This window comes from Microbacterium sp. AG238 (genome assembly GCF_003610405.1).
Lineage (GTDB): Bacteria > Actinomycetota > Actinomycetes > Actinomycetales > Microbacteriaceae > Microbacterium.
The window spans coordinates 1,643,183-1,657,907 of record NZ_RAQC01000001.1; the positions used below are offsets into that span (position 1 = coordinate 1,643,183).

At 70.9% G+C, this 14,725-nt stretch carries 14 protein-coding genes; 9 read left to right on the plus strand and 5 right to left on the minus strand.

Features of this window, described 5'->3' with window-relative positions; genetic code table 11:
• Nucleotides 1–12: 12 nt before the first annotated feature.
• Entirely contained in the window at nt 13–594 is a 582-nt protein-coding gene (locus DEU36_RS07680) for a hypothetical protein (protein WP_120263632.1), read from the plus strand.
• Nucleotides 595–899: 305 nt separating this feature from the next.
• Here the strand turns inward: DEU36_RS07680 and DEU36_RS07685 are convergent, their stop codons facing one another.
• From DEU36_RS07685 to DEU36_RS07695, 3 genes are all read right to left on the minus strand, one after another.
• Entirely contained in the window at nt 900–1,991 is a 1,092-nt protein-coding gene (locus DEU36_RS07685) for an alkene reductase (protein ID WP_120263633.1), read from the minus strand.
• 209 nt (nt 1,992–2,200) lie between these two features.
• Entirely contained in the window at nt 2,201–2,779 is a 579-nt protein-coding gene (gene pyrE, locus DEU36_RS07690) for an orotate phosphoribosyltransferase (protein ID WP_120263634.1), read from the minus strand.
• A gap of 40 nt (nt 2,780–2,819) precedes the next feature.
• The gene (locus DEU36_RS07695; RefSeq protein ID WP_120263635.1) at nt 2,820–3,314 is read right to left on the minus strand and encodes a metallophosphoesterase family protein; all 495 of its coding nucleotides are present in this window, start codon (nt 3,312–3,314) and stop codon (nt 2,820–2,822) included.
• Nucleotides 3,315–3,518: 204 nt separating this feature from the next.
• Between DEU36_RS07695 and DEU36_RS07700 the strand changes: the two genes are divergently transcribed.
• From DEU36_RS07700 to DEU36_RS07710, 3 genes are read left to right on the plus strand one after another with little or no spacing between them, the layout of a single operon-like run.
• Nucleotides 3,519–4,358, plus strand: a complete 840-nt coding sequence (locus tag DEU36_RS07700; protein WP_120263636.1) for an exodeoxyribonuclease III — start codon at nt 3,519–3,521, stop codon at nt 4,356–4,358.
• Nucleotides 4,359–4,415: 57 nt separating this feature from the next.
• The gene (locus tag DEU36_RS07705; RefSeq protein WP_120263637.1) at nt 4,416–5,702 is read left to right on the plus strand and encodes a sensor histidine kinase; all 1,287 of its coding nucleotides are present in this window, start codon (nt 4,416–4,418) and stop codon (nt 5,700–5,702) included.
• Between the two features lie 50 nt (nt 5,703–5,752).
• Nucleotides 5,753–6,391: a response regulator transcription factor gene (locus tag DEU36_RS07710; protein ID WP_120264432.1), complete on the plus strand. Its 639-nt coding sequence runs from the start codon at nt 5,753–5,755 to the stop codon at nt 6,389–6,391.
• Nucleotides 6,392–6,399: 8 nt separating this feature from the next.
• On the opposite strand, the gene DEU36_RS07715 is transcribed toward DEU36_RS07710, so the two are convergent.
• Together DEU36_RS07715 and DEU36_RS07720 are read right to left on the minus strand one after the other, a co-directional pair.
• Nucleotides 6,400–7,731, minus strand: coding sequence for a DUF2029 domain-containing protein (locus DEU36_RS07715; RefSeq protein WP_220700903.1), 1,332 nt, complete (start codon nt 7,729–7,731; stop codon nt 6,400–6,402).
• Nucleotides 7,732–7,804: 73 nt separating this feature from the next.
• Nucleotides 7,805–9,616 (minus strand): glycoside hydrolase family 15 protein, encoded by a 1,812-nt coding sequence (locus DEU36_RS07720; RefSeq protein ID WP_120263638.1) that lies wholly within the window; start codon nt 9,614–9,616, stop codon nt 7,805–7,807.
• A gap of 129 nt (nt 9,617–9,745) precedes the next feature.
• On the opposite strand from DEU36_RS07720, the gene DEU36_RS07725 reads away from it, so the two are divergent.
• The 5 genes from DEU36_RS07725 (at nt 9,746) to DEU36_RS07745 (ending at nt 14,704) form a co-directional block, all read left to right on the plus strand.
• Complete coding sequence (locus DEU36_RS07725; RefSeq protein ID WP_220700904.1) at nt 9,746–10,789, plus strand: ABC transporter substrate-binding protein; 1,044 nt, start codon at nt 9,746–9,748, stop codon at nt 10,787–10,789.
• Nucleotides 10,786–11,817 (plus strand): iron chelate uptake ABC transporter family permease subunit, encoded by a 1,032-nt coding sequence (locus tag DEU36_RS07730; RefSeq protein WP_120264434.1) that lies wholly within the window; start codon nt 10,786–10,788, stop codon nt 11,815–11,817. The genes DEU36_RS07725 and DEU36_RS07730 overlap by 4 nt, the downstream gene beginning before the upstream one ends.
• Nucleotides 11,814–12,578 (plus strand): ABC transporter ATP-binding protein, encoded by a 765-nt coding sequence (locus tag DEU36_RS07735; protein ID WP_120263639.1) that lies wholly within the window; start codon nt 11,814–11,816, stop codon nt 12,576–12,578. Before DEU36_RS07730 ends, DEU36_RS07735 begins: the two co-directional genes overlap by 4 nt.
• 144 nt (nt 12,579–12,722) lie before the next feature.
• The gene (locus DEU36_RS07740; protein WP_120263640.1) at nt 12,723–13,619 is read left to right on the plus strand and encodes an ABC transporter ATP-binding protein; all 897 of its coding nucleotides are present in this window, start codon (nt 12,723–12,725) and stop codon (nt 13,617–13,619) included.
• On the plus strand, nt 13,616–14,704 hold the full coding sequence (locus DEU36_RS07745) for an ABC transporter permease (protein ID WP_120263641.1): 1,089 nt from the start codon (nt 13,616–13,618) through the stop codon (nt 14,702–14,704). The genes DEU36_RS07740 and DEU36_RS07745 overlap by 4 nt, the downstream gene beginning before the upstream one ends.
• Nucleotides 14,705–14,725 lie beyond the last annotated feature (21 nt).

Consider the following 14,725-nt stretch of genomic DNA (forward strand, 5'->3'; position numbering starts at 1 on the left):
ACACTCGGGGCGATGAGTCCCATCCGATTCGACTCCGTGCTCCGACGAGCCGACACCGCAGAGGTCGTAGCGGCCGTCGGCGAACTCGAGCAGCCGCGGCGCCTGGCAGGACGTGGGATCGCACAGTCGTCGGATGAGCTTGTTCAGTTCGCCTTCGCCGTGGACCAGACCGACGACTGGTGGGAGCTCACATTCGAGGACGGTCGACATCAGGACTACCGCGAGGGGACGTACTCGTACCGAAGCTCGCGCAATCACGAGCAGGTGGCGGCCGAGTTCTTCCGCCCGATGCCGCAGGCGCTCCAGATGCTGTGGCCCACCCGGCTGCTGACCTGGGCGAATCCGCACGGCAGCTTCTATCCCGTGCTGGCACAACCTCTCGGCCGGCGCTCCATACTCTTCACCTTCGAGCACGTCGATGATCCGGCGTACCGGCAGACGCTCGTCATAGACGCACGCTCCGGCGTCGCGACGCGGTTGGTCGGATTTGATCACGCTCTGATCATCACGAGCATTGAGCCCCTCGCACGGTGGGACCGTGCCGCGACGCCCGCCTTCGAACCTCTCACCGGACCGCCTGAGCCCGACTACTGATGTCCGGGCCGCCTGAGTCGCAGCCGAGGATTGCTGCCTCGGATCCCGCGACGGTCGTGCCGTCGACAGGCTGAGGAGCTTCGGGCAGTGTTCGGGGGCTGGCCGGCATCGCGTCGTCCTGTCGACGGGACGAAGACCACGGGCAGAGCGGCGACCGGACCGGGATCCGATGCGAGGTCGACGCCGGAGCAGAACCTCAGGTCGACCGTCCCGCGCACAGGCTCCGCGGCAACCAGAGGCTCGTCGGGATTGCGCGTCGGGCTATTGAGCCTGCGCACGGGACGGACGGACCGGCCTCCGGGCGCTCAGACCGCGCCGGCGCGCACCTCGTCGAGGAACGGGTAGTCGGTGTAGCCCTCAGCGGTCGACCCGTAGAACAGCTCGGGACGCGCCTCGTTGAGGTCGGCCCGCTGCTCCCACCGTGCCGCGAGGTCGGGGTTGGCGATGACGGGGCGGCCGACGGCGACGGCATCCGCCCAGTCGGCCGTCACGAGCGTCTCGGCCTCTTCGCGGGTCGTCGGCGACCCGAAGCCGGAGTTGAGGATGAAGGGGGCTCCGGCCGTACGGCGGAGGTGCTGCACGAGCTCGCCCGTCGGGTCGGCGCTCAGCACATCGACGAACGCGAGTCCGAGCGGGGCGAGCCCCTCGGCGACAGCGGCGTAGGTCGCGTGGGCATCGGCGTCGTCGTGCTCGAGCACGCCCTGGATGTTGTGCTGCGGCGACAGCCGGATGCCGGTGCGGTCCGCTCCCGCAGCCGCGGCCACGGCCCGCGTGACCTCGATCGCGAAGCGCGCACGGTTCTCGGGCGACCCGCCGTAGCGGTCTTCGCGAACGTTCGAGACGGGCGAGAGGAACTCGTGCACGAGGTATCCGTTCGCGCCGTGCACCTCGACACCGTCGAGTCCGGCCGCGCGGGCATTGCGCGCCGCCTGCGCGAACTGCTCGACGACCTCGGGGATCTCCGCCTCGGTCAGAGCGTGCGCGATCGGCATGTCGGCCTTGCCCTTCGGCGTGCGGGTCTGCCCGGGAGCCGCCAGTGCGCTCGGCCCCACCACCCGGTCGGCGCCGGTGATGTCGGGGTGCGACACGCGGCCGCCGTGCATCAGCTGCATGACGATCGCCCCGCCGGCCTCATGCACGGCCTCGGCGATGCGCCGCCAGCCTGCGATCTGCTCGTCGGTCTGAATGCCGGGCTGGCCGGGGTACGACTTGCCTTCGACGACGGGCCAGGTGCCCTCCGTGATGATGAGGCCCTGCCCCGCACGCTGGCGGTAGTACTCGACCATGACGTCGGTGGGGACGCCGTCCTCGCCCGCGCGGGTGCGGGTCAGCGGCGCCATCACGACGCGGTTCGAGAGGTTCAGGGCACCAAAGACGGCGGGCTCGTACAGGCTCATACCTGACCGCAACCGCCCCGACCCCGCGCGCTATTCCTCAGCGCGCTGGTTCGCGCACCGGTTCGCTTGGCAGCTCCCGCCCCGTCGCCCGGGCGGCACGCTGGTTCGCTTGGCAGCGCACGCCCCATCACCCGGTCGGAAGGGGCGGATGCTGCCAACACGAGCACTGCGGAGCACGCGAAGCGTCACGCGAAGCGCGGCGGAGCCGGCTACTGCGGTGCGAGACCCAGGTCGTCGAGGTCGATCGCGGCGAGCCACTGCAGACCTGCCGCCTCGACCGCAGCCTGCGCGCCGGTCTTGCGGTCGACGATGACGGCCACCGCGACGGGCTCGGCGCCTTCGCGCCGCAGGGCCTCGACGGCCTTGAGCGCGGACTGTCCGGTGGTCGAGGTGTCTTCGACGACGACGACGCGCTTGCCCGCGACATCCGCCCCCTCGATCTGGCGGCCGCGACCGTGGTCCTTCGGCTCCTTGCGCACGACGAACGCATCGAGGGGATTCCCCGCGCGAACCGACTCGTGCATCACGGCGTTCGCGATCGGATCAGCGCCGAGCGTGAGCCCGCCGACGGCGACGACGCCGTCGATGTCGGAGATGAGGTCGAGCATGATGCGGCCGATCGCAGGCGCAGCGCGGTGGTCGAGCGTCAACCGGCGCATGTCGACGTAGTACGTCGCCTTCTTGCCGCTCGAGAGGGTGAAGTCGCCGTGGAACACCGCCTCGTCCTTGATCAGCCGGATGAGGTCCTGGCGGTCGGCTTCGAGCTCGGGCGTGCCTGCGACGGTCATGCCCCCGATTCTACGAGCGGAGCGGCCTCACCCCCGCAGCTCAGACCACGACGAGGTCGACGTCGCGCAGCTCGCCCGCGTCGACCGTGAGCGTGATCAAGGTCTTGTGCGGCTGGCGGCGCCGGTCGGTCGGTGAGCCCGGGTTGAGCAGCCGGAGTCCGCGCGGGGTCGTCGTGTCCCACGGGATGTGGCTGTGACCGAAGACGAGCACGTCGTCATCGGGGTAGGCGGCATCCATCCGTCGCTCGCGACCCGTGGCGGCGCCGGTCTCGTGCACGACCGCGAACCGCACCCCTTCGATCGTGCGCCGAGCCACCTCGGGCAGCCGGGAACGCAGGTCGGCGCCGTCGTTGTTGCCCCACACGCCGAGCACCTCGCCGTGCCGTTCGAGCTCGTCGAGCACGGATGCCGCGACCCAATCGCCCGCGTGCACGATCAGGTCGGCTGCGTCGGCCGCCGCGAGCACCGCATCCGGCAGCATCCGCGCCCGTCCGGGGACGTGCGTGTCGGCGATGAGCAGCAGTCGTGTAGCCATGCCCCGACGGTATCCCCCGGATGCCGGATGCCGGGATGCCGGATGCGGGATGCGGGATGCCGGGATGCAAGGGATCGTGCGGGACGCGCCGCAGCGAGAGCCTCCCCGCCGGGGTGTCGGACACGATCCCTTGCATCGCGGCACAGGGCACAGGGCACAGGGCACCGGGCGGGTGAGGTCCGGGGTGCCGAATAGGCTGGAGGCATGCGTCTTGCCACCTGGAACGTGAACTCGATCCGCGCTCGCGTCGACCGCATCGTCGGCTTCGCCGTGAACGAAGACATCGACGTCCTGGCGATGCAGGAGATCAAGTGCAAGCCCGAGCAGTTCCCGATGGAGCAGTTCGAGGCGGCCGGCTACCACGTCGAGCTCCACGGCCTGAACCAGTGGAACGGTGTCGCGATCGCCAGCCGTGAGCCGATGACCGACGTGCAGATCGGGTTCCCCGGCATGCCGGGCTTCCTGAAGGGCCACGAAGGCCCCGACGCGCCGCTGGAGGCGCGGGCCATCGCCGCGACGGTCGGCGGCGTCCGCGTCTGGAGCCTGTACGTCCCGAACGGCCGGTCGCTCGACGACCCGCACTACGTCTACAAGCTCCACTGGCTGCAGGCGCTCGAGCAGTACACCCGCGACACGCTCGCCGCCTCGCCGGGTCTGCCCCTCGCCCTCACCGGCGACTTCAACATCTGCCCGACGCCCGAGGATGTCGGCGACCCGACCCTCGTCGAGGGCGTCACGACCCACGTTTCTCCGGCCGAGCGCGCAGCGTTCCAGGCTCTGCTCGACGCCGGGCTCGCCGACACGGTCCGCCCGCTGGTTCCCACCGGATTCACCTACTGGGACTACAAGCAGCTGCGATTCCCCCGCAACGAGGGGCTGCGCATCGACTTCATCCTCGGCTCGCCGGCTTTCGCCGACGCCGTCACGGGTGCGGCGATCCACCGCGATCAGCGCAAGGGCGAGGCGCCGAGCGATCACGTGCCTGTCGTGGTCGACCTCGACCTCGACGGCGACGACGATGACGACCGCCCGATGATCTTCTGACCGGCTCCCCCGCTCGGGGGATGCTACGGATCCCGGGCGGGCCGTAGCGTGGAAGGCATGTCCGTGGCCACCTCCGTTCCCGACGAGCGTCTCGCTCCGACTCCCGAGCAGCTGCGAAACGACCTCTGGCTCGCCGCTGCGCTGCTCGTGAGCGCGATCCTCAGCACCTGGCTCGGCAGTGTCGCGCGGGTATGGGGCGACGATTCGCCACACCTCGGCTGGGGCCTGGTCTACTGCGCCGCACTCACGGTTCCGCTCGCGCTGCGCCGCCGTCTGCCCGAAGTCGCACTGATCGTGGTCGCGATCGTCTACTTCGTCGGCATGTCGGTGCACATCCCCGAGATGTACGTGGGCAGTATCGCGCTCTTCATCGCGATGTACTCGGTCGGCGCGTGGGTCGTGGACCGCCGGCGAGCCATGATCGTGCGCGTCGTGGTGATCATCGGCATGTTCTTCTGGCTGCTGGCGGCGATGTTCCAGGCGGCGAGCGAGCAGGGCAGTGACAGCGCCGCGGAGTTCTCGCTCTTCTCCCCCGTCGCGGCGATGATGATGCTGCAGTTCCTGTTCAACGTCGTGTTCTTCGCGGGCGCCTTCGCCTTCGGCGAGCGGGCCTACGCCGAGGCGCTCAGCCGCGAGGAGCTCGAACAGCGCACGCGCGAACTCGAGCGGGAGCGTGAGATCACCGCGGCTCAGGCGGTCGCGCTCGACCGCGTCCGCATCGCGCGCGAGCTGCACGATGTCGTCGCGCACCATGTCTCGGCAATGGGGGTCCAGGCCGGGGCCGCCCGCACCGTGCTCGACCGCGACCCCGACGCGGCGCGACGCGCGCTGACCGTCGTCGAGGAGTCGGCCCGGGCGTCATTGACCGAGCTGCGTCAGCTGCTCGAGACGCTGCGGACCCCGGATGCCGTTTCCCCGCACGACTCCACGCTGCGCCTCGATGCGATCGCCGAGCTCGTGCGGTACTCGGAGGAGAACGGGATGCCGACCACGTTCAGCGTCGTGGGAGAGCCCGTCGCGGCATCCGAGGTCGCTCAGGTGAACCTGTACCGCATCGCGCAGGAGGCGCTCACGAACGCCCGCCGCCACGGGGGGCCGGAGGCTCGCGCCGATGTCCGCCTGCGATTCGACGGCGACGAGATCGAGCTCGAGGTCGCCAACGACGGCCGCGTGCGGTTCGGAGCGACTCCGGGGCTCGGACTCGTGGGCATGCGCGAGCGCGCAGCCGCATCCGGCGGCTGGCTCGAGGCGGCGCCGCGGCCGCGCGGCGGGTTCCTCGTCCGAGCGCGGGTTCCCGTCGGTGCACGGTCGCCGGAGCCGAGCGTCGAGGGGGTTCTCGCGTGAACGACAGCGCCAAGTCAACCTCCGTGGTGCTCGTCGACGACCATGCCGTCATGCGGGCCGGCTTCCGCATGATCCTCGAAGCGAGCGGCGACATCGCCGTCGTCGGCGAGGCGGGCGACGGCGCCGAGGCGGTCGAGACGGTCGCCCGCCTGCAGCCCGACGTCGTCTTCATGGACGTCCAGATGCCGATCCTCGACGGGCTCGAGGCGACCCGTCGCATCGTCGCCGACCCCCGCAACTCCAGCGCGGTCGTCGTCGTGACCACCTTCGACCGCGACGACTACCTGTTCCAGGCGCTGCAGGCCGGCGCCAGCGGGTTCCTGCTGAAGAACGCCGGGCCCGAAGAGCTCACCGCAGCCGTCCGGGTGGCCGCCGCCGGCGATGCCCTCCTCGCTCCGGAAGTCACGCGCCGGGTCATCGAGCGCTTCGCAGGCGGCCCGACCGACCCGACGTCCACGGTTCGCGAGGCGCCCGCCGCACCGCCGTCTCCCGCCGACCACGGCCTGACCGAGCGCGAGGCCGAGGTGCTGCGGCTCCTCGCGCGGGCGCTCAGCAACGCCGAGATCGCCCGCGAGCTGTTCATCGGCGACGCGACGGTGAAGACGCACGTGTCGAACATCCTCATCAAACTCGGCGCACGCGATCGGGTGGCGGCCGTGGTCCTCGCGCACCGCAACGGCTGGGCCTGACCGCCGCGTCAGGCGGGGTCGGACACGGGCGAGAGCGCGGGGCGCGGCAGCGGCACCGAGATGTTCCGCGCGGCGCGTGGCACCGCGACACGCCAGAGCGCCTGGATGCTCCAGACGAACAGGGCGACCAGAAGCACGTTGCGGGCGAGGAGCAGACTCGCCGCGAACGGATCTGCGTGGACGAGCGGCATGTAGAAGATCGGGAAGACGAGGGTCGTCAGGAAGCTCGTCACCGCCATCCACTTCGCCGGCGTCCGCCACCGATCGGGGTCGACGAGCAGGCCGACGACGACGATCGGAGCGAGCCACAGCATGTACTGCGGTGAGCCGACCTTGTTGAAGACGATCAACGCAGCCGTGAGGGCGAAAGCCCCCAGCACCACGAGGCGCCCCTCCGCGAGCTCGGCGCGCTGCGCGCCGGCCACCCACGTCATCCGGGCACGCACCAGCAGCAGCGCGATGGCGGCGAACGCCGCGATCATCAGCCACCCGACGACCTCACCGGCGGCCATCGCCCCGTGTCCGATCACCTCACGGGTCGCGAGCTCGTAGTTCTGCTGGATGCGTGCGCCGGGCATCTCCCAGATCGTCGCCCACACCCAGGGGGTCGCGACGGGCGCTTCGAGCTGCGGCGCGCGGGTTCCCTGGATGGTCAGGAAGCTGAAGAGGTTCGAGGCTCCCCCGGCGAGGACGACAGCGATCATGATGACGGCGCTCGCCGCGATGCCGCCCAGTGCGACCCACCAGCGGCTTCGGCACACCGCGACGACGGCCGCGGCGATGGCGGCGGGCCAGACCTTGATCCAGGTCGCCAACGCGATGAGCGCTCCGGCGACGACGGGACGTCGCGCCACCCAGACCAGACCGGCGATCGCGAGGGGCGCGGCGACCCCCTCCAGGCGCAGCATCGACACGGGCGCCAGGAGCAGGATGCTGAGCAGCCAGTACCACGCAGCCGGGTACGCGGAGCGCCGTTGCAGCCGGCCGCCGGCGATCGCGGCGAGCGCAAGCCAGTTGGCCCCCGCGAGCATGAGCAGCCAAAGGAGCTGATACAGGTAGGGGCCGAGTGCAATGGGGGCGACGATCGGCAGCAGCGCGCCGGCCGGGTACACCCATTCGAAATCGATGATGGGCCACGTGCCCTGCACGGCATCCTGCGCCCACTGCCGATACAGCGGCAGATCGCCTTCGGTGCCGCCGGCGATGATGAGCGGCAGGAGGGCCAGGATGTAAGCCGCATGGAAGGCCACGAAACCGGTGACGAGACCTCGACGGGTCCGTCCGAAGGCCGCCAGCCGCTGGCGACGGGTCAGGCGGGGGGATGCCGGGAGAGACGTCACCCGGGCATCATAGGCCCCGCGCATATCCGCACGATGAACGATCTCGCGCCGTCCGTCGGCGGCCCGGTTCGGGTCAGCGGCGGTGCGCGGCGCGGCCGCCGTGGCCCGCCAGCGCATCGGCTGCACCGACGAGCGCGAGGTGCGAAAGCGCCTGAGGCGTGTTGCCCGCCTGCCGCCCGACCGTGACGTCGTACTCCTCGGAAAGCAGCCCGACGTCGTTCGCGAGCCCGCACAGCCGGTCCATGAGCCGCGTCGCGTCGTCGGTGCGGCCGGTCGCGGCGTACTGCTCGACGAGCCAGAACGAGCAGGCGAGGAAGGGGTGCTCGGTTCCGGCGAGGCCGTCGACTCCGGCTTCGGTGCGGTAGCGCATCACCAGACCCTCGCGCAGCAGGGTGCTCTCGATGCGTGCGACGGTCGCGAGCATGCGCGGATCGTCGGGAGCGCAGAATCCGACCGCCGGGAGCAGCAGCAGCGAGGCGTCGACCTCGTCGGTGCGGAAGTGCTGCGTGAAGTGACCGCCGGCGGCATCCACGCCCCGCTCGTCGATCTCGGCGCGCACGCGGTCGCGCAGGGTGCGCCACGTGGCGGGGTCGCCGGTGAGCCCGTGCTCCTCCACGGCGCGCACGCCGCGGTCGAGGGCTGCCCAGATCATCGCGCGCGAATGGGTGAACATCTGCGGTTCGCCGCGGATCTCCCAGATGCCGTGGTCGGGGCGATCGAGCCAGGCGACGACCTGATCGAGCAGCGCCCGTTGCAGCGCCCACGAGAACGAGGTCTCGGTGACACCAGCGAGGCGCGCGGCTTCGAGGGCGACCATCACCTCGCCGATGACGTCGGCCTGGTACTGGTCGACCGCACCGTTGCCGACGCGCACCGGCGCGGATCCCGCGTAGCCGGGCAGGCTCTCCAGCTCACGCTCGGGCAGGTCGCGCTCCCCGGCGATGCCGTACATGATCTGCACGTCGGCGGGATCGCCCGCCACCGCCCGCAGCAGCCAGTCGCGCCAGCGCGCGGCTGCCTCGAGGTACCCGTGCGAGATGTAGGCCTCGAGGGTGAGGGCGGCGTCACGCAACCACACGTACCGGTAGTCCCAGTTCCGCGAGCCGCCGAAGTCCTCCGGCAGCGAGGTCGTCGCGGCGGCCACGATGCCGCCCGTCTCGGCGTGGGTGAGGGCCCGCAGCACGAGCATGGAGCGCAGCACGCGGTCGCCCCACCGGCCGCCGTCGCGGATGCGCCGCGCCCAGGTCGTCCACCACGCGTGTGTGCGGTCCCGAGCGTCGTCGACGTCGAACGGCTGGGGGACGTCGCGGTACGACGGCTCCCACCGAAGCACCGAGTCGATCGTCCGCCCGGCTGTGACCCGGAAATCGCCGCGGTGCATGGTGTCGTCGGCGACGAGTCGGGGGCCGCGGAGCGTGACCGCATCGGGGCCGGCCACGGCGAGCAGAACGCCCATCGGCAGGGCGTCGGAGGTGTTCGCGGCGCCGATCTGCCGCACCCAGGGCACGGCCCGCGCGTAGTCGAACCGCAACCGCACCTCGCTGACGAAGGCGACCTCTCCGGTGATGCCGACGACGCGGCGGACGACCGCATCGACACCGTCGAGGATCGGCATGAACTCGTGGACCTCTGCGACGCCGTCGGCGCACTCCCACCGGGTCACCAGGACGAACGTGTCGCCGTCGTATCGCCGCGTCGCGGTCGCGCCCGGGTCACGCGGCCGCAGGCTCCAGCATCCGTGCGAATGGTCGCCGAGCAGCGCCCCGAAGATCGAGCCCGAGTCGTAGCGGGGAAGACACAGCCAGTCGAGATCGCCCGTGTCGGAGACGAGGGCGGCGCTGCGGCAGTTGCTGAGGAGGGCGTAGCGCTCGATCGGTGCGGGCATCCTCGCATCTTCGCGCCCGGGCGGCCGATCCGCCAACACGGCGATTGGCGGTCGCTGGTTAGGCGAGGCTATCCTTCTGCCGTCCCCCGTGTCCCGAACCGGCGGATCCCCCGAACGAAAGAGTCACTCGTGCGTCATCGTCTCCTCGCCTGCCTCGCCGCCGTTCCGCTGGCCGCTCTCGTCCTCGCGGGATGCGGCGCGTCGGAGGTCGTCCCGGCCGGCGCGGCCGCCTCGGACGGGAACGGTGAGACGGCCTACCCCCTGACCATCGAGAACTGCGGTCGCACCATCACCGTCGACGCCGCACCTCAGCGCGTCGTCTCTCTGGATCAGAACTCGACCGAGATACTGCTCTCCCTCGGCCTCGAGGACCGGATCGCGGGCACAGCCTCGTGGACCGATCCGATCCTGCCGTCGCTGGCCGAGGCCGATGAGACGGTGCCGCGCCTGGCCGACAACGCTCCGACCTACGAGGTCGTTCTCGGCGCCGACCCCGACTTCGTCACCGCCTCGTTCGGACGCCACTTCAGCCAGGGCGGCGTCGCGACTCGCGACCGGTTCGACGAGACCGGGATCGGCAGCTACCTCTCGCCGACCGATTGCGACAACGGGGTCAGCATCAACGGAGGCGGCACCCGCACGACCGCGCTCACCGTCGACGCGCTCTACCAGGAGATCAGCGAGCTGGGTCGGATCTTCGATGTGTCCGATCGGGCCGAGAAGCTCGTCGACGATCTGCGGTCGCGGGCGGAGGCGGCGACCGCGGGCATCGACGCCTCGGGAGCGAGCGTGGCCTTCTGGTTCGCCGACACGAAGACCCCGTACGTCGCGGGCGGGCTCGGATCGGCGGAGCTGCTCGCCTCGACGACCGGGTTCACCAACGTCTACGACGACCTCGACGACGACTGGCCCGCCACGACGTGGGAGGACCTCGTCGACCGCGATCCGCAGGTGCTCGTCCTCGGCGACCTGCAGCGCGACCGGTTCCCCGGCGACCGGCTCGACGACAAGATCGCGTTCCTCGAATCCGATCCCCTGACCCGGACGATCGACGCGGTGCGCGGTCAGCGCTACATCGCACTTCACGGCGCCGAGCTGAACCCCTCGATCCGCTTCGTCGACGGCCTCGAGAAGATCAGGCGCTGGCTGGACGAGCACCGGGACGAGCTCTGAGCGCGCGCACCCGCGGCCCCCTCGCCACGGCGACGCTTCTCGTCGGCGGCATCCTGCTGCTCGTCGTCTCCGTCGGCGTCGCGATCACCCTCGGCCCGGCCGACATCCTGCTCGTCAACGTCCGCGACATCGTCACCAACCACCTCGGCCTGACCGACATCCCCGTCAAGGCAGCGAAGGACGCGATCGTCTGGGAGGAGCGGCTGCCGCGCGCGCTCGTCGCCGCGACATGCGGCGCGGGTCTCGGGCTCTGCGGCGTCATCATGCAGTCGCTCCTGCGGAACCCTCTCGCCGAGCCGTTCATCCTCGGCATCTCTTCGGGCGCCTCGACCGGCGCCGTCGCGATCGGCGTGCTCGGTCTCGGCGGTGCTGCCCTCGGCCTCTCCGGGGGCGCGTTCATCGGCGCGCTCGTCGCCTTCGCGGTCGTCCTCCTGCTCTCACGCCTCGCCGGGGGCGGCAACGACCGTGTCGTCCTGGCCGGTGTCGCGAGCACGCAGCTGTTCTCCGCGCTCACCTCGCTCGTGATCTTCGCGTTCGCCGACGCCGACGAGACGCGCGGGGTCATGTTCTGGCTGCTTGGATCGCTCGAGGGCATTCGCTGGGACGACGTCGTGCTGTGCGCCGTCGTCGTGGCTCTCGGCTCGGTGCTGTGCCTGCGCTACGCCTCGGCGCTCGACGCCTTCGTCTTCGGCGACGAGGTCGCGGCCTCCCTGGGCATCCACATCGCGCGCACGCGCGGCATCCTCCTCGTCACGACGGCGCTGATCACGGCCACACTGGTGAGCGTCGCCGGAGCGATCGGCTTCGTCGGACTCGTCCTGCCGCACATGGCGCGCCTGCTCGTCGGGTCGCGCCACGGGCGCCTCATCCCCACCACGATCGTCGCGGGTGCGGTCTTCATGGTGTGGGTGGATGCCGGCTCACGGGTCGCCTTCTCGCCGACTCCGCTGCCCGTCGGCGTCGGCACGGCCCTCGTGGGCGTACCCGTCTTCATCGCCCTGCTCGCCCGCCGGAGGAACCGCGCATGACCCTCGCCGCACGCGACCTGTCGTGGACGCGCTCGGGCACCCTCGTCGTCGACGGCGTCAGCGTGCGACCCGAGCCGGGGAAGACCCTCGGACTGCTCGGCCCCAACGGCTCGGGGAAGTCGTCGCTCCTGCGGCTGCTGCACGGTCTGGTCCGGCCCGACGCCGGTCGCGTCACCCTCGACGATCAAGACCTCGCCTCGCTCGGCCGGCGTCACGTGGCGCGCGCCGTGGCCGCCGTGACGCAGCACGCCGATACGGAGGTCGACATCACCGTGCGCGAGGTCGTCCGCCTCGGCCGCATCCCCCACCGAACCGCGTTCGGGGGCGACCCTGCGGCCGATGACGCCGCGATCGCCCGCGCCCTCGAGCACGTCGGCCTCGCCGATCGGGCCGACCGACTGTGGCACACCCTCTCGGGCGGCGAGCGCCAGCGTGCGCAGATCGCCCGCGCGCTGGCGCAGGAGCCGCGGGAGCTGTTGCTCGACGAGCCCACCAATCACCTCGACATCCGTCATCAGCTCGAGCTGCTCGAGCTCGTCTGCGACCTGCCGGTGACGTGCATCGTCGCGATCCACGACCTGAATCTCGCCGCGATGTACTGCGACGCCGTCATGGTGCTGCACTCGGGCCGGGTCGTCGCCGCCGGCACCCCCGCCGACGTGCTGACCGCCGAGCTCATCGCCGACGTCTACGGCGTGGCCGCCGAGGTGCGCCCGGACGCCCGTACGGGGCGTCCGGTCATCACCTTCCTGCGCCGCTGACCGAGCACGCTAGGGTGGCGCCCGCCCCGTCGCCCCGCGCGGCTCCCCCGCCGGGCGGGGCCCGTGCCGCCACGATCCGCCGTACGGGGGATCCGCGCACCCCCGGCCGCTCCCTAACGTGGAGTCATCGGCTAAGGAGGCGGAATGCTCGAACTGAGCGGCATCACCAAGAACTACGGCACGCACCGCGTGCTCGACGACGTGGGTTTCCGGGTGCCCGACGGGCGCCTGACGGGTTTCGTCGGCGGCAACGGAGCCGGCAAGACCACGACGATGCGCATCATGCTCGGCGTGCTCTCGCGTGATCGCGGCGAGGTGACCCTCGACGGATCACCGGTGACCGCCGCCGACCGCCGCCGCTTCGGGTACATGCCCGAGGAGCGCGGGCTCTACCCCAAGATGAAGGTGCTCGAGCAGATCGTCTACCTGGCACGACTGCACGGTTTCTCGAAGGCGGATGCCACAACGCGCGCTCGCGCCCTTCTCGAGGAGCTCGGACTCGGCGAGCGCCTGAACGACAACATCGAGACGCTGTCGCTCGGCAACCAGCAGCGCGCGCAGATCGCCGCCGCCCTCGTGCACGATCCCGAGGTGCTCATCCTCGACGAGCCGTTCTCGGGCCTCGACCCCCTCGCCGTCGACGTCGTGGCCGATGTCCTGCAGACCCGCGCCGCGCAGGGCGTCGGTGTGCTGTTCTCGTCGCACCAGCTCGACGTGGTCGAACGCCTCTGCGACGACCTCGTCATCATCGCCCGCGGCACCATCCGCGCCGCCGGCACGCGCGACGGGCTGCGCCGCGAGCACCAGGGCCACCGCTACGAGCTCGTCTCGACCGGAGACGCCGGCTGGATCCGCACCGAGCCGGGTGTCGAGGTCGTCGAGTTCGACGGCGGCTACGCCCTGTTCGACGTCGATGCCGACGAGACCGCGCAGCGCGTGCTGCGCCGTGCCGTCGAGCACGGCGACGTCGCGAGCTTCACGCCGCGGCATCCGTCCCTCGCCCAGATCTTCACCGAAGTCATCCAGGAGGTCGCCCCGTGAGCGCCGCATCCCCCTCATTCGCCCAGAGCACCTGGCTCGTCGCCGAGCGCGAGATCGGCTCGAAGCTCCGCAGCAAGTCGTTCGTCATCTCGTTCGCCATCCTCTTCCTCGGAGCGCTCGCTCTCGTGATCTGGGGTGGCTTCTCGGCGGCGAACGACAGCGGCTCCCCTGTCGCCGTGACCCCCGACGCCGCCTCCTACGTCCAGAACGCCCCCGGGCTCGACGTGAAGGATGTCGCCGACCGTGCGGCCGCCGAGAGCGCGGTGCGCGACGGCGACGTCGACGCCGCGATCGTCGCTGACTCGTCGGCCCCCACCGGCTACGTCGTCATCGGCGACACGTCGGTGTCGAACAACATCCTGCTGTCGCTCGCGCAGCTGCCGAAGGTCGAGCTGCTCGACCCGTCCGGCGACGCCGGGTTCCTCGGCTACATCGTCGCGATCGGCTTCGGCGCGATCTTCTTCATCTCGGCGCAGACCTTCGGTGCGACGATCGCCCAGTCGGTCGTCGAGGAGAAGCAGACGCGCGTCGTCGAGCTGCTGATCTCGGCCGTGCCCGTCCGAGCGCTGCTCGCGGGGAAGGTGATCGGCAACACGGTGCTGGCGATGGGGCAGATCCTGATCCTCGCCGCGGTCGCCGTGATCGGTCTCACCGTGACCGATCAGACCGCGTTGCTCACCGGCATCGGGGCGCCCATCGCGTGGTTCGCGGTGTTCTTCCTGTTCGGCTTCGTCCTGCTCGCCGCTCTCTTCGCCGCCGCCGCCGCGATGGTCTCTCGTCAGGAGGACATCGGGGCGACCACGACGCCGCTCATCCTGCTGGTCATGGCGCCGTACTTCCTCGTGATCTTCGCCTGGAACAACCCGCTGATCCTCGGGATCATGTCGTACGTGCCGTTCTCCGCACCCGTCGGCATGCCGATGCGTCTCTTCTTGGGCGACGCGCTGTGGTGGGAGCCCCTGCTGTCACTGGTGATCCTCCTCGTGACCTGCGTCGGCGCGATCCTCGTCGGCGCGAAGATCTACGAGAACTCGCTGCTGCGGATGGGTGCCCGCGTCAAGCTCGGCGAGGCCCTGCGCCGCTGAACCGGCGCGGCGCCGCCGCGC